This window comes from Arthrobacter sp. P1_D12, from assembly GCF_056406175.1.
In genome coordinates this window covers 94319-120292 of the sequence record NZ_JBFUAR010000015.1, presented here as the reverse complement: position 1 = coordinate 120292, position 25974 = coordinate 94319, and the positions used below count along the sequence as shown (strand labels likewise).

The following is a 25974-nucleotide window of genomic DNA, read 5'->3' as shown; positions in this document are numbered from 1 at the left end:
AAAGGGCTCTTCTATCCAGTGTAGAAAAGATGCTATAGACAAAGCACTGTAGAAAAGTCACCGCAGTAAAGACACCCAGTTCCACAGAAGGTTCCCCACCGTGCATTCCTTGCTCATCGCCCTCGCAACAGCCCCGGCGCCGACCCCTACGCCGTCGCTGCGCCCGGGCCTGTCCGAGGACCAGGTCACCCCGGGTCTGCTGGGCTTCCTGCTGACAGCCTTCATCGTGGTGTTGACCGCGCTGCTGATCGTGGACATGGTGCGGCGCATCCGCCGGGTCCGCTACCGTGCCCAGGTGGAGGCCGAACGTGAGGCCGCCGGGGACGCCGGATTCCCTGCCGACGGCACCGCCTTCCCCGCCGACGGCGCGGTTAACCGGCCGGAAGTCAACGGCGATGCGGGACCCGGAACCCGCTGACCGCGGATTCCCCGACCCGCCGTCCGGGGCCTCGAATGCCCTGGCGGCGGAACCCTCTGCGTACCTGCGCCAGCACGCCGGCAACCCCGTGCACTGGCAGCCGTTCGGTGACGCGGCCTTCGCCGCAGCTGCCGCCCGGGACGTGCCGGTGTTCCTCTCAATCGGCTACGCGGCCTGCCACTGGTGCCACGTCATGGCTCATGAATCCTTTGAGGACCGGGACACCGCCGACTACCTGAACGCCCACTTTGTCTCCATCAAAGTGGACCGCGAAGAGCGCCCTGACGTCGATGCCGTCTACATGACAGCGACGCAGGCGATCAGCGGCGAGGGCGGCTGGCCGATGTCCGTCTTCCTCCTGCCCGATGGCAGGGCCTTCCATGCCGGCACGTACTACCCGCCCCGGCCCATGCCGGGCCGGCCGTCCTTCCGGCAGGTCCTTGAAGCCGTGAACGAGGCCTGGACGGAACGCCGCGGCGCCGTCGAGGCCAACGCCGACACCCTGGCGCGCGGCATCGCGGCGTCCCAGCCGTCAGCCGCCCTGCATCTGGACGGGCCGCCCGGGGCCCTGGACGCGGCGCTCCTTGCCGAAGCCGTCACCGCCCTCTCCGGCGCCGAGGACCGGGCCCACGGCGGCTTCGGCGGCGCGCCGAAGTTCCCGCCCGCGGCCGTGCTCGAATTCCTGGTCCGTCACGCCGCAGCGCCCTCGGACAGCATGCCGCCGGCAGCCGCGCCGGACACCGCGGGCCAGGAGACCGCGGACCTGGACACAGGGGGCCAGGACTCCGCGGGCCTGGACACAGGGGGCCAGGACTCCGCGGGCCTGGACACAGGGGGCCAGGACTCCGCGGGCCTGGAGACCGCGACGGCGGCCCGGGACATGGCCGGGCGGTGCCTGGCGGCAATGTCCCGCTCGGCGTTGTTCGACCAGCTCGACGGCGGCTTCGCCCGCTATTCGGTGACGGCGGACTGGTCCGTTCCGCACTTCGAGAAAATGCTCTACGACAACGCCCAGTTGCTGCGCGTCTATGTCCACTGGGTCCGGCTGGGCGGCACGCCGGAGTACCCGGCGGCCGAGGCCGCCGGGATTGCCGGACTTACCGCCGACTGGCTCCTGGCCCGCCTCGGGCTTGCACCTGCGACGGGCCCGGCGGCAGGACCGGCTCCAGCCCCTGCGGCAGGCCCTGCGGCGGGACCGGACACCGGGGTCGTGGCCCTGGCGTCGTCGCTGGACGCCGACACGGTCGTCGACGGCGTGCACGCCGAAGGGGCCAGCTACCTGTGGACTCCCGGCGGCCTTGAGTCGCTCCTGGGCCCGTCCGACGGCGCCGCCGTGGCGGCCCTCATGAACGTCCGAATGCCCGGAAGTGTGAGCGCCGACGGTTCGCCGCTGCATCCGGGCCGGGAGATGTCCGGTGGGGAGGCCGCGCTGTGGCAGCGGGTGCGCCCGCTGCTGGCGCAGGCACGCAGGAACCGGCCCCAGCCCGGCCGGGATGACAAAGTGGTGGCGGGCTGGAACGGACTGGCCGTCGCCGCCCTCGCCGACGCTGGCGCCGTCCTGGCACGCCAGGAGCTTGTGGCCGCGGCAGAGCTGATCGCGGACTATCTTGAGCGCGTGCACTGGCGGCCCGCGGCGGAGGGCCCCGGCAGGCTCATGCGCGTCTCCCACGACGGAGTGGCGCGGGGAATCGGCGGTTTACTGGAGGACTACGCCTTGTGCGCCGAGGGGCTGTTCGCGCTCTATGCGGTTACCGGGCACACCCGCTGGTACGGGCTGGCCGAGGCCATTCTGGACGCCGCCTGCAGGCGGTTCGCGGCCGACGGCGGCCTGAGGGACGCTGCGGGGGAGTCCGCGCAGGTCACGGCCGCCCAGGGCGGCCGCGACGGCCTGGAACCGTTCGACGGCGCCACCCCCAGCGGCGCAGCCGCGCTGGCCGGTGCCCTGGTGACCCACTCGGCCCTCTCCGGCTCGTCCGAACACCGCATCATGGCGGCCAGCATCCTGGCCCTGCTGCTTCCTCCACTTGCGGGCCACGCACCCCGCGCCGCCGGCTGGCTGCTCGCGACCGCCCAGGCCGCCCTCGCCGGTCCCATCGAGGCCGCCGTCGCCGGACCGGACAGCCCGGAACGGGCCGTGCTGCACCGGGAGCTGCTGCTCTCGGCCAGCCCCGGGCTGGTGGTCGCGGTCCAGGACGACGGCGCCGCCCGGCCAGTACCCCTGCTGCAGGGCCGCGGCGCGGGCCCGGACGGCGCCCCACAGGTGTTCCTGTGCCGCGGCATGGTCTGCGGCCTCCCCGCGACTTCCGTCGAAGAAATGCGCGGGCAGCTGGCTAGGATGTCCTCATGACTGGTCAGGACGGCTTTGAGCTGGTGGTGTTCGATTGTGACGGTGTGCTGGTGGATTCCGAGGTGATCGCCATCCGGGTGGACCAGCGCGTGCTGGCAGACCTGGGCTGGGAGCTGGAACTCGATGACATCGTGGAACGGTTCGTCGGAAAATCCGAGGCGCACTTTGTGGCCGCCGTCGAACAACAGCTCGGGATCCGGCTGGCCGACGGCTGGGACCGCGACTACGGTCGCTGGTACCAGGAGGCGTTTGAACGTGATCTCGAGGCCGTTGACGGCGTCGAGGACGCCCTGGACCGGCTGTCCCTGCCGCACTGCGTCGCCTCCAGCGGCAGCCACGAAAAGATGCGCCGGACCTTGGGCAAGACCGGGCTGCTGCGCCGTTTTCAGGGCCGCATCTACAGCGCCACGGAGGTGGCCAACGGCAAACCCGCGCCGGACCTGTTCCTCCACGCCGCGGCGGCCCAGGGCGCCGCTCCCGGGCGGTGCGCCGTCGTCGAGGACAGCGCCTACGGCGTCCAGGCCGCCCGGGCGGCGGGAATGCACGTCTTCGCGTATGCCGGCGGTGTCACCCCGGCTTCCCGATTGGCCGGTCCCGGAACCACCGTCTTTTCCGACATGCGGCTGCTGCCCGAGCTCATTGCGGCAGGGCATCCCGGCTGAGCAGGGGGCCAACCCCTGACGCCGGAATTCCCCACCATTGAAGCCGGCGCCCGGCGTGTCGGGCCGGACTGCCGGCGAGTCCCGGCGTCGCAGTTTCAAAGGTGGGGAGAATCAGCGCAGCCGGCGTCAGCCCAGGACCGCGATGGCAATAGCGATGTAGTGCGCGGCGAAGGCAAAGACCGTCAGCGCATGGAACAGTTCATGGAAGCCGAAGTGTTCGTAGCTGAAGTTCGGCTTCTTCAGCGCATAGAACACGGCTCCCGTGATGTACAGGACCCCGCCGACGCAGATCAGCACCGCCGAAGCAGCGTTGGCGGCGAAAAAGTCCGGCAGATAAAACAGCGAGCCGCAGCCGAGGGCGATATAGATCGGCACGTAGAGCCACCGCGGGGCATTGGTCCACAGCAGGCGGAACAGCACGCCGAGGATGGCCCCGGACCAGATCACCCAGAGCAGCACTTCGGCTTGCTGCCGGTCCAGCAGGGCCCAGGCGAGCGGCGTGTAGCTTCCGGCGATCACCAGCATGATGTTCGTGTGGTCCAGCCGCTTCAGGACGATCTTCACTCGCGGTGACCAGTTCCCCCGGTGATAGACGGCACTGACGCCGAACAGCAGGACCCCGGTAACGGCATACACGGCGCAGGCCACCTTCAGGTCCGGCGGCGCCAGGATCACCAGCACCAGCCCGGCGGCCAGTGCCAGCGGGGCGGTGACGGTGTGGATCCAGCCCCGCCATTTGGGCTTGATCATCAGCAGTTCAGCCAGGCGCACCGCGGCGTCGTCCACCGGGGTTGCCCGCTTCGCCGGAGGCTCCGGACTGTTGCTTTCCATGCCGTAATAATAACCTACGCCGTAGTAAGTTACTGGTGAGTAACAAGCCGTCCGAGGCTGCCCTGTGACGAAGCTGCACCCGGCACGGCCCTCCGGCAGGTAGCCTAGGATGTGCACTGAACAAGTACCTCAAGGAAGCCAGGTGAATCTCCGGATGGAAATGCCCGGATTCCTCTACGGCTTTTACGAACGCAAGCTCCAACGCTCCCTCGATCCTGAACGGATCCCGCGCCACGTCGGCGTCATGGTCGACGGCAACCGGCGCTGGGCCCGCCAGTTCAACGCCCCCACGAGCCAAGGCCATCAGGCCGGTGCGGACAAGATCCACGAATTCCTCGGCTGGTGCCAGGAGCTGGGCATCAAGGTGGTCACCTTGTACATGCTCTCCACGGACAACATGAACCGCTCCGGCGAGGAACTCGACCTCCTGATGGGCATCATCGCCAACACCCTGGACCGGCTGGACGAGGACGCCAATATCTCGGTTCACGCCATGGGCGCCCCCGAACTGCTGCCGGACTACCTCGCCGAGCGGCTGAACAACCTGACGGCGCGCACGCCCGCGCAGGAGAGGCTGCACGTCAATGTCGCCGTCGGCTACGGCGGACGGCGGGAGATTGTCGACGCCGTCCGGGAACTGCTGCACGACGCCGTCGCCCGGGGAGCGGACATCGGACAACTGGCCGATGAACTCACCGTGGATGACATCTCGCGCTTCCTCTACACCAGGGGCCAGCCGGATCCGGACTTGGTGATCCGGACCTCCGGGGAGCAGCGGCTGTCCGGATTCCTCATGTGGCAGAGCGCGTACAGTGAGTTCTACTTCTGCGAGGCCTTGTGGCCGGCGTTCCGTAAGGTGGATTTCCTGCGCGCCCTGCGCGACTACGCCGGCAGGCAGCGCCGCTTCGGCGCCTGAGCGGTTCACGCGGAATTCACAAGACGGCAACAAGAATCGCCGAAAAATTATCGGACAAACCGGCCCCCGGAGACGTACGTTAATCCCATCGGCAGGCAATTCGCCGGCCGATCGGGGAGGCCAGTACATGGAGCGGATTTTCGCACCGGGTGTATGGGAGGCCGCGTCCGGCCTCCAGGCCGAGCCGCCTCACCAATAACAATTCCGGGCATTGCCCCGGGGCTGGAGTCGATGTGGCTATTTCTGAGCAACTGCCCGACGTCATTTCCGATCAGGGACAGAAAGCTACCTCTCGCGCCAAGCGAGCCACCTCAAAGACCGGTGCAGCGGATTCCGCGGCGGCCGGTCTTGCTGTTTCCGGGGAAGGAACAGGGAGCCGGGGCACGGCCCGCAGTTTCGTGATCGATACCTCCGTTCTGCTCTCCGATCCGCGGGCCCTCCTGCGCTTCGCCGAGCACGAGGTCATCCTGCCGATCGTTGTCATCACCGAGCTCGAAGGAAAGCGCCACGACCCGGAGCTGGGTTACTTTGCGCGCAAGGCCCTCCGGCTGCTCGATGACCTGCGGCTCGAGCACGGCGGCCTGGACCGTCCCATCCCGCTGGGCCCCGACGGCGGCACGCTCATGGTGGAGCTGAACCATATCTCCGCCGAGGTGCTGCCCGCCGGGTTCCGCGGGGTGGACAACGACAGCCGCATCCTCGCGGTGGCCAAGAACATGGCCAACGAGGGCCGCGACGTGACGGTGGTGTCCAAGGACCTGCCGATGCGCGTCAAGGCCTCGGCCATGGGGCTGCTGGCCGACGAGTACCGCAATGAGCTCGTCAAGGACTCCGGCTGGACCGGCGTTGCCGAGCTCGACGCGGGCGAGGACGAGGTTGCCACCTTGTACGGGCACGAGCCGGTATTCATCCCGGCGGCGGCCGAGATGCCGACCAACACCGGGCTGGTCCTGCTGTCCAGCCGAGGCTCGGCCCTCGGACGGGTAGGGGCGGACAAACAGGTCCGGCTCGTGAAGGGCGACCGCGACGTCTTCGGACTCCACGGCCGCTCGGCCGAGCAGCGGTTGGCAATCGACCTCCTGATGGACCCGTCGGTCGGCATCGTGTCCCTCGGCGGCCGGGCCGGCACGGGCAAGTCCGCACTGGCCCTGTGCGCCGGGCTCGAAGCCGTCCTGGAGCGCCGGGAGCACCGCAAGGTGATCGTCTTCCGGCCCCTGTACGCGGTGGGCGGCCAGGAACTCGGCTACCTGCCCGGGTCCGAAGCGGAAAAGATGAACCCGTGGGCGCAGGCGGTCTTTGACACCCTGGGCGCGCTGGTCAGCCAGGAAGTGGTGGAGGAAGTGATGGACCGGGGCATGCTTGAGGTCATGCCGCTGACGCACATCCGCGGACGCTCCCTGCACGACGCATTCGTGATCGTCGACGAGGCGCAGTCCCTGGAGAAGAATGTGCTGCTGACTGTGATGAGCCGGATCGGCCAGAACTCCAAGATCGTCCTGACGCACGACGTCCCCCCCCCCCCCCCCCCCCCTTCGACGTTGTCAGGAAACCGTGGTCCAGTTCGCCGTGTCGTGGCGCTTCGCTGTTGTCGGGTTTGCCGTGGTTGGGTTGGCCGGACCGCCGCCTTTCGCCGTCGCTTAGCGCAGAGGTCCCTTCCCAAGGCTCGCAAGCTCGCCTCGGGGCCCTCGGGACGCTGCTTACGACGCATAGGGACCCCTGCGGTCGCTGAGCGACCTCCGGGGATCCGATGCGTCGCGATGCGCTCTTTTGCGAAAGACCGCGTCCCGGCACGTTTGTCCCTCACCTTACGGAGGACCGCGTCCCGGCTGGTGAGCGTCCCAGCTTCGCGGGGCTGCGGTGTCCCGCTGAGGAGCGCATCGCCGACCAAAGCGCAGCGAAGGTCGCCCAGCGACCGCAGCGCAGCGACGGGAGGTGTCTAAGCGACGGCGGGACGCCGCGGGCCGGCGAACCCAACCACGGCAACCCACCGACGGCGGGGGGGCGCTGCCCCGCTTGGGGGCTGCTACTCGTGGATGCCCAGGTACTTCGCGAAGGCTTCGTGGCCTTCGACGCCGAGATCCCAGTCGGGGCGTTTGAAGGTGGCGGGGGTGAGGCGGACGTTTTGGACCTCCTGGGCCTTGCCGCCCCAGGCCGCGCGGGTGACGCCGTTGAGCTCGTAGCCGAGGGAGCGTGAGACGCCCAGGGACTGCTGGTTCCAGTCGGCGGCCTCGGATTCCGCCACTTCGGCGCCGAGCCAGTCGAAGGCATAGAGGGCGACGGCCGTCCGCATCTCCTTGCCGAATCCCTGGCCGTGCACGCTTTGCCGCAGCCAGGAGCCCGTGGTGACCGTCTTCAGCGTGGCGAAGTCTTTGGCCTCGACGTCCTGGCATCCGATGAACTCGCCGTCGTGCCAGATGCCCAGCAGCAGCGTCCACTCCTGCGGTGTCATGTTCCCGCGGCACCGCCAGTACCACTGCGCCATGTTCGGGCCGAGCTCCTCAGCGGGGGATTCGGCCCAGGGCCTGCTGAAGGGGCTGCGGCCCGGCTCGTGCACGCCGCTCAGGGCGGCTGAGACCGCGGCCGGAATGTCCGCGTCGCGGATGGGGCGCAGCTGAAGGCGCGGCGTGGTCAGGCTCAGGCCGAAAGGGGGCCAGTAGTCGGCGGGTTCAGTCATCGCAGGAAGCTTAGCGGGGCCGGCTGGCGGATGCGAGTCACAGCCGGGCTACTCCGCGGGTACGTCCCAGCTGATGTGGCGCCGGACGTCCGTGAGGTTCATCGATTCGGCCACGAACAGGTCATCGAGCATGTATTCGTCGACGCCCAGGATGCGGAGCCAGTGCCCGTAACCGTCCTGCTCTGAGCCGGCCCCGGGCGCGTCCAGCCAGCGGCTCGCAACGCAGACGCCCGTGCCGGCGTCAATCCTCAGCAGCGTGCGTCCCGGACGGCATAGCGGGGCTCCAGGATCGGCGGGCCGGTAGGAGAGGTTCGGGCTGACCGTCGATTCCAGGGCCGGCCGGCCCTCGTGGTCTACCTCCGTGATGGGGCCAAGCTCGACGGCGTTGGAGTTGGGGAACTCCAACGGGACGGGGGCGTTCCCCGCAAGCTCCACCGGGTCCAGGACGGCGGCGAACCTGCCGTTGCCGAACGACGGCTCGCCATAAGCTGCCTCCGGGCGGCGGCGCACCAGCCCGTCGTCGTCGTACACCGGCGTAACCAAGTGCGGGGGCAGGAGCCAGGTCTTCCTCGTGGAGCTGATATAGAAACCGCCGCGGGAATCATTGATGCCGGTAGTGCTGCCGATGACCAGGCCGTCGGCGGTCTCCAGCCGCAAGGCACCGGGCCGGCGCAGCCACCCCCTGACGAGGTCGCCGGGGGAGGGGGCGGCCGGGGACCCCGCGGAACCCGTGAGCGGCCGGTCCAGGTACTCGAACCTCAGCGACTGCCACTTCCAGGGCGATGACCGGCACAGGTTCCGGAAGGCCGCGGCCTTCTCCGCCGGGCCGCGGGGCGCGTCCGGCCCGCGCCGGTTTGTGCTGTCCCATGCGGCCATATCCACAGTTTACGCGCGGGGACCGCCGGGCCGGACGAATATCAAGTAGCATCCGAGGGTGATCGAACGACTCGGCATCCTGGGCGCCGCCAACCCGCTGGCTTTCTGGCTTGCCCTGGCTGCGTGTGCGTATTTCTTCGTGATGGCCGTTCGGCTCACGGTCATTGACGTCCGGCACCACCTGCTCCCGGACAGGATCGTCTTTCCCTCTTATGGGATCGCCGGAGTCCTTCTGCTGGGCGCGGCGGCCAGCCAGTTGCTTCCCGGCGGGCAGGACGTGGCGGGCACGGCCGACGCCGGGGCATTCGGCATTCCGGGGCTCCGTGTCCTGGCCGGCGGGGCAGCCCTCTGGCTCTTCTACTTTCTCCTGCACGCGGTATATCCGCCGGGAATGGGATTCGGCGACGTGAAACTCGCGGGCGTCCTGGGAATGTACCTGGGATTCCTGGGCTGGGGGCACGTCATGGCGGGGACCTTTGCGGCGTTCGTCCTCGGCGGACTGTGGAGTCTCGGATTGCTCGCCGCACGGCGCGGGACGCTGCAGTCGGCCATTCCCTTCGGGCCCTTTATGCTGGCCGGCACGGCCGCCGCCATGCTGCTGCCGACGGCCGGATAGGCTGACGGCACGGCCATCCCGGCCTGCCGGCGCTGACCGGCACGGCACGCGGCAGGGGCGCCGCACCCCCAAAGGTTGCGGCGCCCCTGCTGCCATTCACCGGCTGCTGCCGGGCCGTTTCCGGACCGTCAGTTTCCGGACCGTCAGCCGCGCAGGCGGGTGAGCTCGTCGTCGTGGCTGGACCCACCGGCGTTGCTGTGGGCTGAAAGCCCTTCCGGCCCCGTGGACTCCGCGGCGTTGGCGGCGTGGCGGGTTGCCGCCCGTTCCGCCTCGAGCCGCTCGGCTTCCTCGCCGCCTACTGCTTCGCCGCGGGCCACCATGCCGGCGGTGTCCGACAGGGGGATCTGCTTGAGGGTCAGGGCCAGGATCAGGGCGATGACCAAGAACGGCAGCAGGTACCAGAAGACGGGGGCGAGCGAGTCCGCGTAGGCGTTGACAATCGCGTCCTTGAGCTGTGCCGGGAGCTGGCTGAGGGCCTGGGGGTCCATCGTCCGGGTGGACTGCGACGCCTGCTCAGCTGAGGCCCCGGCGCCGGTAAAGGCATTGGTCAGGGACTCGGAGAGCCGGGTGGTGAAGATGGAGCCGAACACCGCGACGCCCAGGGACGCGCCCACCTCGCGGAAGTAGTTGTTGGTGCTCGTGGCCGTGCCGATCTGGTCCGCCGGCACCGAGTTCTGGACCACCAGGACAATCACCTGCATGATCGAGCCCAGGCCGGCACCGAAGACGAACAGCTGCACGCAGATGACCCAGATGGGCGTGGCGGCCGTGAGCGTGGTCAACCACAGCATTGCCGCGATGGTCAGGATGGCCCCGAGGATCGGGAACATCTTGTACTTGCCGGTCTTGGAAATGCGGATGCCGGAGAAGATGGCCATGCCCATGAGTCCCACCATCATGGGCAGCATCAGCAGGCCGGATTCGGCGGCGGAGGTCCCGGAGGACATCTGCAGGAAGGTCGGGACGAAGGCGATCGCCGCGAACATGCCCAGCCCGAGGGTGAAGCCGATGGCGGTGGAGTTCACGAAGATGCGGTTCTTGAACAGGCTCAACGGAATAATGGGGTCCTCGGCCCGGCGTTCCACCAGGATGAAGGCCGTCGCGGCGAGCACCAGCCCGGCTCCGAACGCCCACGTCAGCGGCGAATCCCAGCCTTCGTCCTTCTTGCCGCCGAAGTCGGTGAAGAAGATCAGGCACGTGGTGGCCGTGGAGAGCAGCAGCACGCCCAGGACGTCGATCCGCTTCTCGGCCTTCTTGTTCGGCAGCGTCAGGGTGAACCAGGCGATGGTGAACGCGGCGATGCCGATCGGGATGTTGATGTAGAAGGCCCATTCCCAGGTCAGGTGGTCCACGAAGAAACCGCCCAGCAGCGGTCCGGCGACGGCGGAGAGGCCGAAGATTGCGCCCAGCGGGCCCATGTACTTGCCGCGCTCCTTGGCCGGAACGATGTCGGCGATGATGGCCTGGGACAGGATCATCAGGCCGCCGCCGCCGAGGCCCTGGATGGCGCGGAAGACCACGAAGCCCCAGAAGTCCGTGGCGAGGGCGCACCCGACGGAGGCGAGGGTGAAGAGCCCGATGGCGATGAGGAACAGGTTCCGGCGGCCCAGGATGTCGCCGAACTTTCCATAGATGGGCATGACGATGGTGGTGGCGAGCAGGTAGGACGTGGTGATCCAGGCCTGGTGTTCCACGCCGCCGAGCTTGCCGACGATCGTGGGCATGGCGGTGGAGACGATGGTCTGGTCAAGGCTGGAGAGCAGCATGCCCGCGATGAGGGCGGAGAAGATGATCCAGATGCGTTTCTGGGTCAGCAGCAGCGGCTCGGCTGCTGGCTTGGTGCTGACGGCGGCGCTCATTGCGCTCCTTCGGAAGGGTTGGGCTGGACTGTATTTGACTCGACTCCGTCGAAGTGGACTGTGTCGAACTGGGACATGGTGAACGGCAGGGAGAAGAGCATGCGGGCTGCTGCGATGTTTTCCAGCAGCAAGTCCTTGTAGGGGCGGGCGTTGCCCTCGGAGAAGTAGTCGGCGCTGGTTTTCCTGGCGACGTTTCCGAGGAGGACCACGGCCATGCGGACTACGGGATGATCGGCAGGTACGCCTTCCCTGGCCGCGAGCAGCCGGGCGAAGTCGGCCTCGCGTTCCTCGGTGGCGCCGATGATCTTCAGCATCAGCTGGGGCTCCTTCTTGATCACCCCGATCAGCTGGCGGGTCTCTTCCTCGGAGCCGCTCATCCGCTCCGACAGATCAAGGGACAGGCGCACGAGGTCGGCGAGGAGTGAGGCCGAGATTTCCCCGGCGGGCGAACCTGCGCCGCCCGCCATGAACCGGGCCACCACCTCTTCCGGAAAGTCGTCGTCGACGTGGCCCAGGATCGCATCTTCCTTGGCAGGGAAGTAGTTGAAGAAGGTCCGGCGGGAGATGCCCGCGCGCTCGCAGACTTCCTCCACGGTGTAGCCGCTGAGGCCGCGTTCGGCGGTCAGGGAACGCGCGACGGCGGTGATCGCCGCCCGTGTTGCGGCCCGCTTGCGCTCGCGGAGGCCGCCCGAAGTAATTGCACTGTTTCCCATATAGTGTATTTTTGCACTTAGTCATAAATAGTGCAAAGAGGCTGTGGGCTGTTTGGGCTGTTTGGCCTGTTGCCGGCAATAATGTCGCTGCCCGGCCGTAGCCTGCTCCTGTCCAGCCATACCGCTGGCAACAGGTGGCCCGCGAGGAGGCAGAAGCGCCGTCGGGGCCGGAAATGGGGAAGCATGACAGATTCAGCCCTGACGCACGTGTACGTCCTCCTGGACCGTTCCGGGTCGATGAGCGCCATCGCCGATGACACTGAGGGCGGGTTTGCGGCGTTCATCCGCGAACAGCGGGCAGTGGCGGGCCGGTGCCGGCTGTCGCTGGCGCAGTTCGATGACACCTATGAGCGCGTCTACGCTTCGGTGGACATCCAGGACGTGCCGGCCCTGGACCTGCAGCCGCGGGGCAGCACCGCCCTGCACGACGCCATGGTCCGGCTCTTCCAGGAAGGATGCCGGCCGTCGGCAGTTGTACTCTTCGGGGGCGGCGCCGCCCGGAGCAGTTAGGCCTTGTGCGGCGGGCGCGTCATGGACATGACGTCCAGGGCGGTGTCCAGCTGCTCTTCGGTCAGTTCGCCGCGCTCGAGGAAGCCCATGGAGACGACGGTCTCACGGATGGTCAGGCCCTCGGCCACGGCCTTTTTGGCGATCTTGGCGGCGTTCTCGTAGCCGATGAACTTGTTCAGCGGGGTCACAATCGACGGCGAGGCCTCGGCGAGGAAGCGGGCGCGCTCGACGTTGGCGGTGATGCCGTCGATCATCTTGTCGGCCATGACGCGGCTGGTGTTGGCCAGCAGGCGCACGGATTCAAGGAGGTTGGCGGCCATGACCGGGATGCCGACGTTGAGTTCGAAGGCGCCGTTGGTGCCGGACCACGCGATGGCGGTGTCATTGCCGATCACCTGGGCGCAGACCATGATGGAGGCTTCGCAGATGACGGGGTTGACCTTGCCCGGCATGATCGACGAGCCCGGCTGCAGGTCCGGGATGGCGATTTCGCCGAGGCCGGTGTTGGGGCCGGAACCCATCCAGCGCAGGTCGTTGTTGATCTTCATGAAGGAAATCGCGATGTTGCGCAGCTGGCTGGACGCTTCGATGAGGCCGTCCCGGTTGGCCTGGGCCTCGAAGTGGTCGCGGGCCTCGGTCAGGGGCAGTCCGGTGTCGGCCGCCAGCAGTTCGATCACGCGCTCCGGGAATCCCGCCGGGGTGTTGATGCCGGTGCCCACGGCGGTGCCGCCAAGCGGGACCTCGGCGACGCGGGGGAGCGAGGCGTTGATGCGCTCGATGCCGTAGCGGACCTGCGCGGCGTAGCCGCCGAACTCCTGGCCCAAAGTGACAGGGGTGGCGTCCATGAGGTGCGTGCGGCCGGACTTCACAACGTCCTTGAATTCGGTTGCCTTGCGCTCCAGCGACTCCGCCAGGTAACCGAGGGCCGGGATCAGGTCATTGATCAGCGCGGAGGTCGCGGCAACGTGGACGGACGTGGGAAAGACGTCGTTGGAGGACTGCGAGGCGTTGACGTGGTCGTTCGGGTGGACAACCTTCTCGCTGCCTGCGGACTTCAGGGCCCGCGAGGCGAGCTCGGCGAGGACCTCGTTGGTGTTCATGTTCGAGGACGTCCCGGACCCGGTCTGGAAGACGTCAATCGGGAAGTCGCCGTCGTACTTGCCGGCCGCAACCTCGTCGGCTGCGTCAGCGATCGCCTGGGCCAGCTCGCCGTCGAGCACCCCCAGTTCGGCGTTCGCCTGCGCGGCAGCTTTCTTCACCCGTGCCAGGGCTTCGATGTGGGCGCGCTCCAGCGTCTTGCCGGAGATCGGGAAGTTCTCGACTGCCCGCTGCGTCTGTGCGCGGTACAGGGCGTTCACGGGAACGCGGACTTCGCCCATCGTGTCGTGTTCAATGCGGAACTCTTCGGTGTTCAACTCATCTGTGGAAGTCATGGGGCTAGCTTATTGGGAGTAGGAGTCCCACCGAAAACCATGAGCAGGCTGCGACCGCCGGGCGCCGGGGTTTACAGCCTGCCGATGCTGGAAACGAGATCGGCCCGGCCGTCAGCCAAGCTGTAGGCGAGGCCGATCACGGCGGTGCGGCCGCTGTCGACTGCGCCCGAAATCACCCGGGAACTGTCCACCAGCCGCTGCGAGGTCTGCTTGACGTTCTCGACCACCATGTCGTTGACGTCGGTCTGATTGTTACGCAGCGAGGTCAACACGGACGGGGTGATCCGCTCCACCAGGCTGCGGATGAAACCGACCGGCATCTGGCCGGTTTCCACGGCGTTCTTGGTCGCGGTGACAGCACCACAACTGTCGTGCCCCAGGACGACGATCAGAGGGACGTCCAGTTCGCTGACGCTGTATTCCAGCGAGCCAAGCACGGCGTCGTCGATCACCTGGCCGGCGGTGCGGACCACAAAGGCGTCCCCGAGGCCGAGGTCGAAGATGATTTCGGCGGCAAGCCTGGAGTCGGCGCAACCGAAGATCACCGCGAAGGGGTGCTGGTTTTCAACCAGCGACGAGCGCCGCGACGCGTCCTGGTTGGGGTGTGATGACGTGCCGGCGACAAAACGCTTGTTGCCTTCACGGAGACGCTGCCAGGCGAGTGCGGGAGTCAGATAAGTAGCCACGTGGCCACTTTACGGTGAAGGGCTGGCCGAAGGTGAAACTGTTGCGCCTGGCGTGCTGGACGATGCCCCGGCGGGCGGATTGCTTTCGAGCGACTTCACCACGGCGGCGGCCAGGGCGGAGAACTCCTCCAGCGTCGCGGATCCGGAGAGGATGACGGTGGTGCCGCGATCAGTCAGCACCATGGATTTCTCGCCCTTGCCGGTGTCGCGCAGTTCCCAGTCGCGGCCGCCGGCGTTGCGGGCGCCGGTCACGGGAGCGTTCTTGGTCTGCTGCAGGAGCCAGGTGGGGTTGGCCGTGCGGGTCTGCACGAGGGCGATGAAGGATTCCTTGGGCGTCAGGTAGCCGACTTCCCAGGCAGGGACGCCGCTGCCGGCACCTGACTCCCAACGGGCGTAGTTGGCGCGGAATGTGTCGCCGGTATCGGCCGCCACGGGTGTGAATCCCGCCACACCCGCCGCGTTCTGCGCGGTGGCGCTGACATTGACGTTGGGCCGGTAACCGTCGGTCTTCGGAGAAGGATTCATGAGGACGATCGGCAGGAACGCGGCGATGCTCACCACCAGGGCGATGATCATGCCCATCACGGACGCGTTGGCGCGTTTGGCCGCCGCGGCGGCGATGACGGGCTTCACGGGGGGCTGTTCGGACGGGTCCGGGCCTGCCGCGGGGGAGCTGCCAGCCGGCGAACCGGGGGCGGCGGGGGAAGCGTCCTGCAATTCACTCACCCCTCTATAGTCGCGCATGTCCGGGCCGATCTCACATTCGCGGCGCAGGGACCGCTCCGACGGTGAAGTGCGTCACGCGCCGGTCATCCCATGACCTTGCGGGCCCGCCCCGACTATGATCAATATCAGACGAATCACCGCGACGGATCGATCCTGGCCGTACGGGTTCAACGACCGCCACTCGAAGAAGAGGTTCACGTGACACCAGCGCCCATGTCCCAGAAGTACTCCACGCTTTCCCCCTCGCTCGCCGTCGGGATCGATGAGCCTGACCGCAACCTCGCGCTGGAACTTGTCCGCGTCACGGAAGCCGCGGCCATCGCCGGCGGCCACTGGGTGGGTTTCGGCGACAAGAACAAGGCCGACGGCGCCGCCGTGGACGCCATGCGCTCCTTCCTGCAGACCGTGCACTTCAACGGCGTCGTTGTCATCGGTGAGGGCGAGAAGGACGAAGCCCCGATGCTGTTCAACGGCGAGCACGTCGGTGACGGCACCGGCCCCGAGTGCGACGTCGCCGTCGACCCCATCGACGGAACCAGGCTGACCGCCCTTGGCATCAACAATGCCCTGGCCGTCCTGGCCGTGGCCGAACGCGGCTCCATGTTCGATCCCTCCGCCGTGTTCTACATGGAAAAGCTCGTCACCGGCCCGGAAGCGGCCGACATGGTGGACCTGCGCCTGCCGGTCAAGCAGAACCTGCACCTGATCGCCAAGGCCAAGGGCGTCAAGGTCAACCAGCTCAACGTCATGATCCTGGACCGCGACCGGCACCGCCCCCTTGTAGAGGAAATCCGCGAAGCCGGCGCCCGCACGAAGTTCATCATGGACGGCGACGTCGCGGGGGCCATCGCCGCTGCGCGTGCCGGCACCGGAGTCGACGCCCTCATGGGCATCGGCGGAACCCCGGAAGGCATCGTCGCGGCCTGCGCCATCAAGTCCCTCGGCGGCGTCATCCAGGGCCGCCTGTGGCCCACGAGCGACGAAGAGAAGCAGAAGGCGATCGACGCCGGCCACGATCTGGAGCGCGTGCTCTCGACCAACGACCTCGTCTCCAGCGACAACTGCTACTTCGCGGCCACCGGCATCACCGACGGCGACCTCCTCAAGGGCGTCCGCTACTCCAAGGACAAGGTCCTCACCCAGTCCATCGTGATGCGCTCCAAGTCCGGTACGATCCGCTTTGTCGACGGCGAACACCAGGCCAGCAAGTGGGAAGGCTACGCCCGCAGGAGCTAGCACCTGAACGGCAACACTGAACTGCACGACAGAGCACAGCGAATCCCGGGCCGCCTCCGCGGTCCGGGATTCGTCGTCTTAAACCAGGTGCATGATGGTGTCTATTGCGGTGGGGCGGCCGGGGCCCGTGGGATTAGATAGGGTGGAGCCATGACGTGGCTCGTAACTGGCGGTGCAGGATACATCGGTTCTCATGTGGTTTCCGCTTTGCGCGGTGCCCGGATCCAGCCGGTGGTGATTGACTCCCTCTCCAGCGGGCACCGTGAGTTCGTGCCGGCCGATGTGCCGTTCATCCATGGCAGCATCCTCGACGCCGACCTCGTCGCCCGTACGCTGCGGGAGCACGCGGTGACCGGCGTGATCCACCTGGCCGGTTTCAAGTACGCCGGGGTTTCCGTCCAGGAGCCGCTGCTGACCTATGAACAGAACGTCACGGGCACCGCGCAACTGCTCAAGGCCATGGAGCTCAGCGGCGTCGACAAACTGGTGTTCTCCTCGTCCGCGGCCACCTACGGCACGCCCACCGGCGACATCGTCACCGAAGCGACGCCCACCAACCCGGAATCGCCCTACGGCGAGAGCAAACTCATCGGCGAGTGGCTGATCCGTGACCAGGGCCGGGCCCGGGGCCTGAACCACACCTCGCTGCGGTACTTCAATGTGGTCGGCTCAGGTGCGCCCGAGCTTTACGACACCAGCCCCCATAACCTTTTCCCGATCGTGCTGCGGGCGCTCACGGCCGGTAAGACGCCGCGCATCAACGGCATCGACTACAACACGCCGGACGGAACCTGCGTGCGCGACTACGTGCACGTGGCCGACCTGGCCACCTCGCATGTGGCCGCCGCCCAGGCGCTCGAGGCGGGCAAACCGCTGGAGCGGGTGTACAACCTCGGATCCGGGGACGGGCTGTCCGTGCGCCAGATCATGACGGCGATGGCCGACGTCACGGGGATCGATTTCGAACCCGAAATCGGTCCGCGGCGGGCGGGGGATCCGGACCGGATCGTGGCCGACGGCACGCTGGCTGCCCGCGATCTCGACTGGAAGATGCGGCACTCCGTGGAGCAGATGGTGGCCAGCGCCTACGACGCCCAGCGGCACGCCATCACGGCCAACTAACGCCCGCCACCAACACCGGCCACCGGGACACGGCGGCCCGGCTGGCCGGGGCGGCTCCGGGTGGCCGGTGCCGCCTGCTGGGCCCKTAGCGGTTAGCGAGGGCCCGGGACCGGGCGCGCAGCTTTTTCGCGAGCTGGGCACCCTTGCGGGCCAGCTGGTAGCTGCCGTAGCGGACCTTCCGGACGGGCAGGTCCCACGTTCCGGGATACGCGATCCCGCGGCCGCCGAACGACTTCTTGAACGCCGTGAATCCGGCCCATTTGTGGTCGGGCTGGTCCTCCGGCGCCACGCCCCAGAGATCCACGTGCTTGAGGCCCTTCGCCTGGGCGTCCGCGATCAGGGTGACAAGCAGGGGGATGCCCGCGCTGAGCTTGCGGTGGGTGTCGTCCAGGGCGGCGTGGGCGTAGGTCCGGGTGTCGGCCGAATCATAGGCCAGGGCTGCGGCGATGGGGTGGCCGTCGAGCTCCGCGATGAACAGCGTCGCGGCGCCGGCCGGCATCAGCGAGAGGGCCACCTGGGTCAGGTACTCGTCGCTTTGCGGCTTAAACCCGTTGCGGGCGGCCGTCATGTGCAAGAACTCCAGGAGGACGGCGATCTCGGCCGGGTCCTGGCTGGAGCGGAAGGTCACGCCCTTCTTGTGGATGTTGCGGAACAGGTTCCGGTTGGCCGGCTTCATATCCGCCAGCACGTCCTTGAAATCCCGGTCGAGGTCCACAATCCAGCTGAGCTCGGGTTGCTGGCTGGCCGGCGCCGGCTGCAGGCCGCGGCTGCGGAGTACCGAGTCGGCCTCGGCGGCGGTGAAGCCTGCGGTGACCGGCTCAACCCGGACAAACACGGCCCCGCTGCTCCGGGCGAGGTCCGTCAGGGCCGCCAGCGCGGCGTCGAACGCTGCCAGTGACTCGGCGACCGGGCCGTAGGGGGAGTACAGCAGTTTGCCGGCCGGATTGGATTCCTCGACCGCGAGGAAGCGCCACCCGGGGCCGGACTGTTCGTGGACGGTGCGTCCCAGCGATCGCTGGAACTGTGCCCACTGCGGGCTCTGCAGGAAATAATCCATGGTGTCAGGCTTCCAATGCGGTGGTGACGGCAAATGCCAGGGCGGGGCCGGTGGCGCCGGAGACGGCGTGGACGTTGACCGGTGCCTCGGCGGCGGGCAGGAAGGCACTGGCGCCCCGTTCCAGCCGCAGCTCGCCCTTGGGGGAGTCGAGGCGGACGGAGCCGTGGGTGACGATGACGACGGCGGCACCGGACTGCGCCAGCGGGACGGGCTCCGCCCCGGGCGCCAGTTCAATCCGCTGCAGCTGGAATTCCCGGAACGGCGGCCGGAAGAGTTCCTGGCCCAGCATGGTGGTCTCGGCGGGGAGCATGGGCACGGCGACGGCCTCGAACGCCACGGTCTTCAGCAGTTCCGGCACGTCGACGAATTTCGGCGTGAGCCCGCCGCGGAGCACGTTGTCCGAGGACGCCATGACCTCGATGCCGAGGCCGTGCAGGTAGGCATGGACATTGCCGGCCGGGAGGTACACGGCCTCACCGGGGGCGAGGGAGATCCGGTTCAGCAGCAGGGAGATCAGCACGCCCGGATCTCCCGGGTACCGGCCGTTCAGGCTCACCGCGGTGGACAGTTCCGCCTCGTGCCCGGCCATCGGGGCACCGGAGACGAGGGCCGCAACGATCGTCGCCGTCGCCTCGGCGACGTCCCCGCCGCCGGTGATGAGGCGTTCGAAGGCGGAGCGCAGGGCCGTGGGTTCGTCCGGCTGCGCCAGGTCCTCGAGCAGCAGCGGGACCAGCGGCGGCAGCTCCAGCCCGGCGAGCTCGAAGCACGCCGCCAGATGCTGGAAGACCGCACGGGATTCCGCGGCCGGCCGGAACCCGCAGAGGGCCTCGAACGGAGTCAGCGCGAAGATCATTTCGGGCTTGTGGTTATCGTCCTTGTAGTTGCGCTCCGTCGCGGCGGGGTCGACGCCGGCGGCTTCCTCGCGTGCGAAGCCCTCCCGGGCCTGGGCGAGCGTCGGGTGCACCTGCAGGGACAAGGGCGCCTCGGCCGCGAGGACCTTGAGCAGGAACGGCAGGCGCGGACCGAAAGCGGCCACGCTCGCGCTGCCCAGGCAATGGTCCGGATCCTCGGCGATCAGGGCGTCCAGCGGCAGCCGTCCGCCGTCGTGCGTTGCGGGTGCGTGCCGGCCGGCACCGTCGGGCGCCGGCGTCAGCGCGACGGACGGGGAGTCCGGGTGGGCGCCGATCCAAAGCTCCGCTTCGGGACCGCCGGAAGCCGGCCTGCCCAGCAGCCCGGCGATGGCCGTCGGGGAGCCCCAGGCGTAGGGCCGGAGGACGTTCTCAAGTTCGTACATGGCCTGGTCCCTGTCTGATCAGTGAAATGTCTCGTCAAAGAAATGTGGTCGCACTGCTGCGCTCAAGGCTGGTGCCCGGGGTTAGAGCGGCGCGCACTGTCCGTTGGTGGCGACGAGGTCGCGGATGGACTGTTCGTCGCCGTTGCGCTTGAACTGGTTCAGCATCTCTTCGGTGATCGGCTCGCCGTCCGGCGTGGTGGTCACGGGGGTGAAGTCCGACGGCGCGGGCGGGGGATCGGTGGCCGGGACGGGCCCGGCGGCGGAGACCGGCCCCGCGGCCGTTCCGGGCTGCAGGACCGCATCGTCAACGGCGTTGTCAGCAGCTGCGGCGCCGGCGGACGGGCTGGCCAGCAGTTTGGCCACCCGCGCGTGGATGACGTCGAAGTCCGGGGACGTGGAGAAGGCGGCGTCGAAGTCCGGCGGACCGATGGTCAGGCGGCTGACGTCCTGTCCCTTGGCCTTCATGGCCAGGTCCACGAAACTGCCGAGCTGGCCGGAGGAGATGTTCGACTCGACCACCTTGGTGCCGGCCCTGGCGATGTCCTCAAACTTGGCCAGCAGTGTTGCCGGGTCGAGCTGCTTCAGCATCGCCTGCTGCACGCACTGCTGGCGCTGGATGCGGGCATAGTCGTCCACGAATTCCCGGGACCGGCCGTACCAGAGGGCGTGGAAGCCGTCGAGCGTCTGGTCTCCGGCCGGAATCCAGCCGTCCGGCATGCCGTGGATGCCGTTGGCCTCATCCACCATCGGCCCGCTGATGGGGACCCAGCCGCCGGCCTTGATCCGGATGCCGCCCATGGCGTCGATGAGCTTGGAAAAACCGTCCATGTCCACGAGCACGTAGGCCTGGACCTTGATGCCCAGCGTTCCGGACACCGCTTCGAGGGTGGCCTGCGCCCCCGGGTCGGCCACCCCGGGATAGAGATCCTGGTGCTGGTTGGTGACCTCGGTGTTGATCGCGTTGATCAGGCATTCGTCGCCGCAGTTGTAGCCATCCGGGTACACCTGGCGCATCGGCGACTCCGCGCTGAACTGGGCGTTCTGGAGGTTGCGGGGCACGGAGATGATCGCCGTGCTGCCGGTCTTGGCATCGACGCTGATCACCGAGAGGCTGTCCGGCCGGCGTCCCGTGCGGTCCGCTCCGGCGTCGCCGCCCATCATCAGGAAGTTGTACCGGCCCTCGGACGGCTCAAGGGTGGGGCCGGAGCCGGAGAAGATGCTGCCGATGGCGTTGCGGCTGACATTGAGCAGATAGGCCGCGTAGCACAGGGATCCGCTGCTGAGGATCATGGCCAGCACGAGCGCCAGCACCACCGCGGGACGGATCCTGGGCGCCAGCATCCCGGGCCGGATCAGCCGCAAGGTGTTCAGGAACAGGGCGGCCCAGCCGATGGCCAGGCAGGCGAAGCCGAGCACCAGCAAGAGCGAAGGCACCGTGCCGGTGAGGAGGTTGATCAGCGTGGAGCGGGACACGAGCAGGAGCAGTACGGCCAGCAGGGCCAGCGCCCAGACCGTAAAGGTCACGCGCAGCGCGGCCCGGCCAAGCCGGCGGTTGCCCGCGACGGTTTGGGCGCTGCCGGGAACCAGCAGCGTCATGAGGATCAGGACGAACGCCCGCTTGGTGAGCACCGGGAACGGGGCGCCGGAGGGGTGCCGGACCGGATCGCCCAGTGCCCGCCCGGACTGCTCAGGGTGGTGTGTGGGGGCGTAGCTGCTGCTCATGCCGGGATTCCTAATGGCTGCCTTAATTGCCGCTACGCGGGGTGACGTTTCCGGCGGCGAACACTTCGCTGACCTTGTGCCGCAGGTTCGCGCCCTTCCGGGTTGCGACGTCATTCAGCTCCTGGGCGAACTCCAGGAGGTCCGCCCGGAGCTGGACTGCCAGTTCATCCGTGCCCGAGGCCAGCATGCGCACGGCCAGGAGGCCGGCGTTGCGCGCGCCGCCGATCGAGACGGTGGCGACCGGAACGCCTGCCGGCATCTGCACGATGGACAGCAGGGAATCCATGCCGTCCAGGGTCTTCAACGGCACGGGGACGCCGATCACCGGCAGGGGAGTGACCGAGGCCAGCATGCCGGGAAGATGCGCGGCGCCGCCGGCGCCGGCAATGATCAGGCGAAGACCGCGCTCGTGGGCGCTCTGGCCATAGCGGATCATCTCCGTGGGCATCCGGTGGGCCGAGACGACGTCGGCCTCGAACGGGATTCCAAACTCGGCGAGGGCTTCGGCGGCGGCTTCCATGACCGGCCAGTCCGAATCCGAGCCCATGACGAGGCCCACGAGCGGGGTGTCCGCGCGGGTGACGGCGAGGGGGGTTCCCGCTTTATTGGCTTTGGGGCTGGCTGCGGTGCTCATGCGGTCTCCTCGGAGGTTGCCGGCATTGCGCCGGCGTGGGCCCGGCCGTTCCGGATGATGTCGGCCACGGTGGTGGCCCGCTGCCGCACGGAGTCGACGTCGGCGGCTGAGGTCCCGACCAGGTTGACGTGGCCGATCTTCCGGCCGGGCCGGACGGCCTTGCCGTAGCAGTGCACCTTCGCGGCCGGCTCGCTCGCGAGGGCGGCGGGGAAGGCGGAATAGAGGTCCTGATTGGCGCCGCCGAGGAAGTTCTTCATCACCACGACGGGCCCCAGCAGGTCAGTGGCGCCCAGCGGCAGGTTCAGGATGGCCCGCAGGTGCTGCTCGAACTGGCTGGTCACCGAGCCGTCCTGGGTCCAGTGCCCGGTATTGTGCGGGCGCATGGCGAGTTCATTGATCAGGAAGCCTGCGCCCACGCCCGGGGTCTCGAAGAGTTCGACGGCCATGACACCGGTCACGCCGAGTTCGCCGGCGATCCGGACCGCGGCGTTTTCCGCGGCTGCGGCAACATCGACGGAGATGTCCAGGGCCGGGGCAATGACTTCATCGCACACCCCGTCCAACTGGATGGTGTGCACCACCGGCCAGGCCCGTGTTTCACCGTCCGGCGTCCTCGCGACCATGGCCGAGAGCTCGCGGCTGAATTCCACCTTGGCTTCGGCCAGCAGGGGGGACATGGCCTCGAACCAGCCGGCGGAGGCCGCCGCGTCCTCGGCCGAGGAAACGATGCGCACGCCCTTGCCGTCGTAGCCGCCGCGGGGCATTTTCAACACCACCGGCCAGCCGGTCTGCTCGCCGAAGGCGACGAGGTCCGCGACATTGGCGACGGAGGCCCACGTGGGGTTCGGAAGCTCGAGCCGGTCGATCGCGGCGCGCATCACCAGCTTGTCCTGGGCGTTGACCAGGGCATCCGGGCCGGGATGGACGTTCACGCCGGCACCGATCAAGGACCGCAGGTGCGCCGTGGGGACGTGTTCGTGGTCGAAGGTCAGGACGTCCAGGCCGCGGGAGAACTCGAGCAGATGCTCCAGGTCCTTGTAGTCGCCGACCGGGGCGTTAGCCACGGCAGAGACTGCGGAGACGTCCTCGCCTTCGGCGAGAACACGGAGCTCAAAGCCCAGGGCGGTCGCGGCAGGGGCCATCATGCGGGCAAGCTGGCCGCCGCCAACAACACCGATTACAGGAAAAGTCACAAGTCCCAGCCTACCGAAAACCTCACGGGAACCCGGCTTTTGGGGATTGGCAAGCGCGGGAACCGCGCCGGGACGGGGGTTTCGCACCCGCGCGCCCGGCGCCCGCCGCCGGGTGCGCAGGGAGCCGTCTGAGCGGCCGCTGCGGGCGGACTCCCGGGAAACGGCGCTAAAATGGGCGTTTGGCCCAATGGCCGACAGTTCCAGAAGGCCACGGAGGGTCATGATTACTACACTTAACGAGCGCATGCGCGGGCTTGCCTCGCTGTTCTGGCGCGAAGTGGCCAAGTTCGGTGCCGTCGGCGGCATCGCGTTCGTCATCGACAACGGACTGACGTTTTACCTGATGCACGGTCCCATGACCGACAGCGAGGCCAAGGCCCGCTTCTTCGGGGCCAGCGTGGCGACGGTCTTTTCCTGGGTTGCAAACCGTTTTTGGACGTTCCGGCACCGCCGGCAGGCCAACGTGCTGCGCGAGTTCGTGATGTTCCTCATCATCAACGGGATCGGCATCGGCATCTCCACCGGCCTGACCGCCGTCGCAAAGTACGGCATGGGAGTCACCGACAAGAACATGCTCTTCCTGGCCGGGGTGGTCGGCATCCTGGTCGCGACCGTGGTCCGGTTCTTTGCCTACCGCTTCCTGGTCTTCAACCAGGAACTCGACGCAGAGCCGGAGTTCTCGCACGACCACGAGATCATCGAACGGCACCCGCACTCCCAGCCCGTTGCCACGTCGGCCGTCAGGGAATCCGTCAACGATCCCGAACTGCCCGGCCCGCCGGCCTAAGGAACCGCCGTCCCGGAGGTCAGTGCCAGGGGATCAGCGCCCGCTGATGCGCTCGGCGTCCCGCAGTTTGCCGGTCACCTCTACCTCGGGGTGCACCAGGACCACGGAACCATCGGCCTTCCAGGTTCCCAATGACTGCGCAAGGACGGTTTCGAGGCCGTCGGCCGCCGGAACGAGCAGCCGCAGTCCGGGGTCCTGGGCCGTGGCAAAACCGTCCAGGAGCGCCCCGTGTGCATGGACTGCGCCGTCGGAGGTGCGGACGGCGAGACGTTCCGCCTCCGGATCCACGTGGGGCATGAAAATGTCGCCGTGGGAGCGGACCTCGGCGGCATAGTCGAGGACGCCGCTGGGCAGTTCACCCGTCCACCGCATGGCCAGTGCCGGCAACGACACGGCCAGGACGGCGTCGAACCCGCCCGCGGCAGCGCCCGGACCCGGGTCCGCGGTGGCCAGCAGGTCCGCCTCCGCGTCGTCGAGGACCACTTCCATGCCAAGCTGCCAGGCCGCGAGGGCCAGGATCACCGACTTCCAGTGCGCGGGCAGGTCCAGGCGCAGCCGCATGCCCGGTTCGGCGTCGAGTTCGTCCTGCAGCAGGTTGGACGTCTTCGCGACCCAGTTGTCCAGCACGCGGCCAGAGAGCTCAACCCGTTCCGCATCGGGGCCGTACCAGGTCAGCCGGGGCGCCGTGGCCTGGCCGGAGCGCAGCGCTGTCATCAGGTCGATTGCCGGAATGCTCATGCCCTCATCTTGCCACGGCTGTTGTCACGGCCAATCAGCCCCCGGCTCCGTGACGTCCGTCACCCCGGCGGCCCCCGCGTTCGGCGGGGTCCGCGCAGGGCGCGGGAAAATTTCCCGAAAATTCAATGAAAAGCCCCAAAAGTGCTCAGTACCCTGATTATTCCGCGGGTTCTCGCGTGAGAGGCGAAAAAATTCCGGGCGTGGCGTGCCTCCACTTTGTGTATCAAGTTGATTATTATCTCCGCCGTGGCTTGACTCCCGGATACTTACACGCGTGTAATTAGTTATCTAAAGCCACTGCACAAAAACCGGCACTCAACCGAGTGTCCAAGGGGGTCTTGCAGTGGCTGCAAATCAGGAGGGGGACGCCATGGGGCTAGCAGAGCGTATCCATGAAGATGCCGTAGTTGCCGGCCAGGCCACGGCGAAATACCGGTCACGCGGCGTGCCGACTGACTGGTACGTAGATCCGGCGGATCCGGACGCAGCTGACCGCTATAACGAACACACCAAGGATTCCCTGCAGGAGGCCGCCACGGCCTTCCTCGCAGCGCACGACGAGCTCCTGTCCGGCCCGGATCATGACACCGATCCCCTGGACCCGCCGATGGAGCTCCATTCGCCCGGTTCCGGTACCGCCGGGCAGCCAGTCTGGATCGGACTGCCGTCCCGGCAGGACTTCGACGACGAGGGCGAGCTCGGCTGGCAGACCGATGCCCTGTGCGCCCAGACTGATCCCGAAGCCTTCTTCCCCGAAAAGGGCGGCTCCACCCGCGACGCCAAGAAAGTCTGCGGCGCCTGCAACGTGCGTTCCCAGTGCCTCGAGTACGCCTTGTCCAACGACGAGCGCTTCGGGATCTGGGGAGGCCTCTCCGAGCGCGAGCGGCGCCGGCTTAGGAAGCGAGCAGTCTAATTCTTCAAGAA

24 protein-coding genes and 1 pseudogene are annotated in these 25974 nt (G+C 67.9%); 11 read left to right on the top strand and 14 right to left on the bottom strand.

The features are described from left to right. Positions 1-100 precede the first annotated feature (100 nt). Genes AC1DZV_RS13040 through AC1DZV_RS13030 form a run of 3 tightly spaced genes read left to right on the top strand, consistent with a single transcriptional unit; the run spans position 101 to position 3427 of the window. A complete protein-coding gene (locus AC1DZV_RS13040) occupies positions 101-418 on the top strand; it encodes a hypothetical protein (protein ID WP_476952387.1) in 318 nt (105 codons plus the stop codon). Next, positions 396-2765 (top strand): thioredoxin domain-containing protein, encoded by a 2370-nt coding sequence (locus tag AC1DZV_RS13035; protein WP_476953861.1) that lies wholly within the window; start codon positions 396-398, stop codon positions 2763-2765. Before AC1DZV_RS13040 ends, AC1DZV_RS13035 begins: the two co-directional genes overlap by 23 nt. After that, positions 2762-3427, top strand: a complete 666-nt coding sequence (locus AC1DZV_RS13030) for an HAD family hydrolase (protein ID WP_476950402.1) — start codon at positions 2762-2764, stop codon at positions 3425-3427. The genes AC1DZV_RS13035 and AC1DZV_RS13030 overlap by 4 nt, the downstream gene beginning before the upstream one ends. Positions 3428-3553: 126 nt before the next feature. On the opposite strand, the gene trhA is transcribed toward AC1DZV_RS13030, so the two are convergent. Further along, complete coding sequence (trhA, locus tag AC1DZV_RS13025) at positions 3554-4192, bottom strand: PAQR family membrane homeostasis protein TrhA (protein ID WP_079553366.1); 639 nt, start codon at positions 4190-4192, stop codon at positions 3554-3556. Positions 4193-4412: 220 nt separating this feature from the next. Between trhA and AC1DZV_RS13020 the strand changes: the two genes are divergently transcribed. Further along, entirely contained in the window at positions 4413-5174 is a 762-nt protein-coding gene (locus tag AC1DZV_RS13020) for an isoprenyl transferase (protein ID WP_043436292.1), read from the top strand. 233 nt (positions 5175-5407) lie between these two features. Further along, positions 5408-6685, top strand: a pseudogene (locus tag AC1DZV_RS13015) (PhoH family protein); the annotation flags it as partial. Positions 6686-7197: 512 nt separating this feature from the next. Here AC1DZV_RS13015 and AC1DZV_RS13010 read toward each other — a convergent pair. Together AC1DZV_RS13010 and AC1DZV_RS13005 are read right to left on the bottom strand one after the other, a co-directional pair. Beyond that, positions 7198-7848, bottom strand: a complete 651-nt coding sequence (locus AC1DZV_RS13010; RefSeq protein WP_476953860.1) for a GNAT family N-acetyltransferase — start codon at positions 7846-7848, stop codon at positions 7198-7200. Between the two features lie 48 nt (positions 7849-7896). Further along, positions 7897-8724: a hypothetical protein gene (locus AC1DZV_RS13005; protein WP_476953859.1), complete on the bottom strand. Its 828-nt coding sequence runs from the start codon at positions 8722-8724 to the stop codon at positions 7897-7899. Between the two features lie 58 nt (positions 8725-8782). On the opposite strand from AC1DZV_RS13005, the gene AC1DZV_RS13000 reads away from it, so the two are divergent. After that, complete coding sequence (locus AC1DZV_RS13000) at positions 8783-9340, top strand: prepilin peptidase (protein ID WP_028277379.1); 558 nt, start codon at positions 8783-8785, stop codon at positions 9338-9340. Positions 9341-9483: 143 nt separating this feature from the next. Here AC1DZV_RS13000 and AC1DZV_RS12995 read toward each other — a convergent pair whose 3' ends face one another. Next, entirely contained in the window at positions 9484-11199 is a 1716-nt protein-coding gene (locus AC1DZV_RS12995; RefSeq protein WP_476953858.1) for an MDR family MFS transporter, read from the bottom strand. Further along, positions 11196-11912 (bottom strand): TetR/AcrR family transcriptional regulator, encoded by a 717-nt coding sequence (locus AC1DZV_RS12990; protein WP_476950406.1) that lies wholly within the window; start codon positions 11910-11912, stop codon positions 11196-11198. Before AC1DZV_RS12990 ends, AC1DZV_RS12995 begins: the two co-directional genes overlap by 4 nt. 183 nt (positions 11913-12095) lie before the next feature. On the opposite strand from AC1DZV_RS12990, the gene AC1DZV_RS12985 reads away from it, so the two are divergent. Next, the gene (locus AC1DZV_RS12985; protein ID WP_476953857.1) at positions 12096-12422 is read left to right on the top strand and encodes a hypothetical protein; all 327 of its coding nucleotides are present in this window, start codon (positions 12096-12098) and stop codon (positions 12420-12422) included. On the opposite strand, the gene AC1DZV_RS12980 is transcribed toward AC1DZV_RS12985, so the two are convergent. The 3 genes from AC1DZV_RS12980 to AC1DZV_RS12970 form a co-directional block, all read right to left on the bottom strand. Further along, the gene (locus AC1DZV_RS12980; protein WP_476950408.1) at positions 12419-13855 is read right to left on the bottom strand and encodes a class II fumarate hydratase; all 1437 of its coding nucleotides are present in this window, start codon (positions 13853-13855) and stop codon (positions 12419-12421) included. The genes AC1DZV_RS12985 and AC1DZV_RS12980 overlap by 4 nt on opposite strands. Positions 13856-13926: 71 nt before the next feature. Beyond that, positions 13927-14541 carry a carbonic anhydrase gene (locus AC1DZV_RS12975; protein WP_028277382.1) on the bottom strand — a complete coding sequence of 205 codons (615 nt, stop codon included), beginning with the start codon at positions 14539-14541 and terminating at the stop codon, positions 13927-13929. Positions 14542-14550: 9 nt separating this feature from the next. Further along, the gene (locus AC1DZV_RS12970; RefSeq protein WP_476953856.1) at positions 14551-15267 is read right to left on the bottom strand and encodes a DUF4245 domain-containing protein; all 717 of its coding nucleotides are present in this window, start codon (positions 15265-15267) and stop codon (positions 14551-14553) included. Between the two features lie 213 nt (positions 15268-15480). Here AC1DZV_RS12970 and glpX point away from each other — a divergent pair, with 213 nt between their 5' ends. Together glpX and galE are read left to right on the top strand one after the other, a co-directional pair. Continuing rightward, complete coding sequence (gene glpX / locus AC1DZV_RS12965) at positions 15481-16503, top strand: class II fructose-bisphosphatase (RefSeq protein WP_028277383.1); 1023 nt, start codon at positions 15481-15483, stop codon at positions 16501-16503. Between the two features lie 150 nt (positions 16504-16653). Continuing rightward, positions 16654-17625: a UDP-glucose 4-epimerase GalE gene (galE, locus tag AC1DZV_RS12960; protein WP_476950410.1), complete on the top strand. Its 972-nt coding sequence runs from the start codon at positions 16654-16656 to the stop codon at positions 17623-17625. On the opposite strand, the gene AC1DZV_RS12955 is transcribed toward galE, so the two are convergent. From AC1DZV_RS12955 to AC1DZV_RS12935, 5 genes are all read right to left on the bottom strand, one after another. Then, positions 17612-18682, bottom strand: a complete 1071-nt coding sequence (locus AC1DZV_RS12955) for a lipid II:glycine glycyltransferase FemX (RefSeq protein ID WP_476953855.1) — start codon at positions 18680-18682, stop codon at positions 17612-17614. The two genes, galE and AC1DZV_RS12955, sit on opposite strands and share 14 nt — an antisense overlap. A gap of 4 nt (positions 18683-18686) precedes the next feature. Continuing rightward, a complete protein-coding gene (gene manA, locus AC1DZV_RS12950; protein ID WP_476953854.1) occupies positions 18687-19976 on the bottom strand; it encodes a mannose-6-phosphate isomerase, class I in 1290 nt (429 codons plus the stop codon). A gap of 81 nt (positions 19977-20057) precedes the next feature. Further along, complete coding sequence (locus tag AC1DZV_RS12945) at positions 20058-21698, bottom strand: LCP family protein (RefSeq protein ID WP_476950413.1); 1641 nt, start codon at positions 21696-21698, stop codon at positions 20058-20060. Between the two features lie 22 nt (positions 21699-21720). Further along, positions 21721-22245, bottom strand: coding sequence for a 5-(carboxyamino)imidazole ribonucleotide mutase (gene purE, locus AC1DZV_RS12940; protein ID WP_459385965.1), 525 nt, complete (start codon positions 22243-22245; stop codon positions 21721-21723). An 83-nt stretch (positions 22246-22328) separates the two neighbouring features. Beyond that, positions 22329-23477 (bottom strand): 5-(carboxyamino)imidazole ribonucleotide synthase, encoded by a 1149-nt coding sequence (locus tag AC1DZV_RS12935; RefSeq protein ID WP_476953889.1) that lies wholly within the window; start codon positions 23475-23477, stop codon positions 22329-22331. 268 nt (positions 23478-23745) lie between these two features. Between AC1DZV_RS12935 and AC1DZV_RS12930 the strand changes: the two genes are divergently transcribed. After that, positions 23746-24312, top strand: coding sequence for a GtrA family protein (locus AC1DZV_RS12930; RefSeq protein WP_459384196.1), 567 nt, complete (start codon positions 23746-23748; stop codon positions 24310-24312). A gap of 33 nt (positions 24313-24345) precedes the next feature. On the opposite strand, the gene AC1DZV_RS12925 is transcribed toward AC1DZV_RS12930, so the two are convergent. Continuing rightward, the gene (locus AC1DZV_RS12925; RefSeq protein WP_476950414.1) at positions 24346-25050 is read right to left on the bottom strand and encodes a TIGR03089 family protein; all 705 of its coding nucleotides are present in this window, start codon (positions 25048-25050) and stop codon (positions 24346-24348) included. Between the two features lie 370 nt (positions 25051-25420). Between AC1DZV_RS12925 and AC1DZV_RS12920 the strand changes: the two genes are divergently transcribed. Next, the gene (locus AC1DZV_RS12920; protein ID WP_052355088.1) at positions 25421-25963 is read left to right on the top strand and encodes a WhiB family transcriptional regulator; all 543 of its coding nucleotides are present in this window, start codon (positions 25421-25423) and stop codon (positions 25961-25963) included. Positions 25964-25974 lie beyond the last annotated feature (11 nt).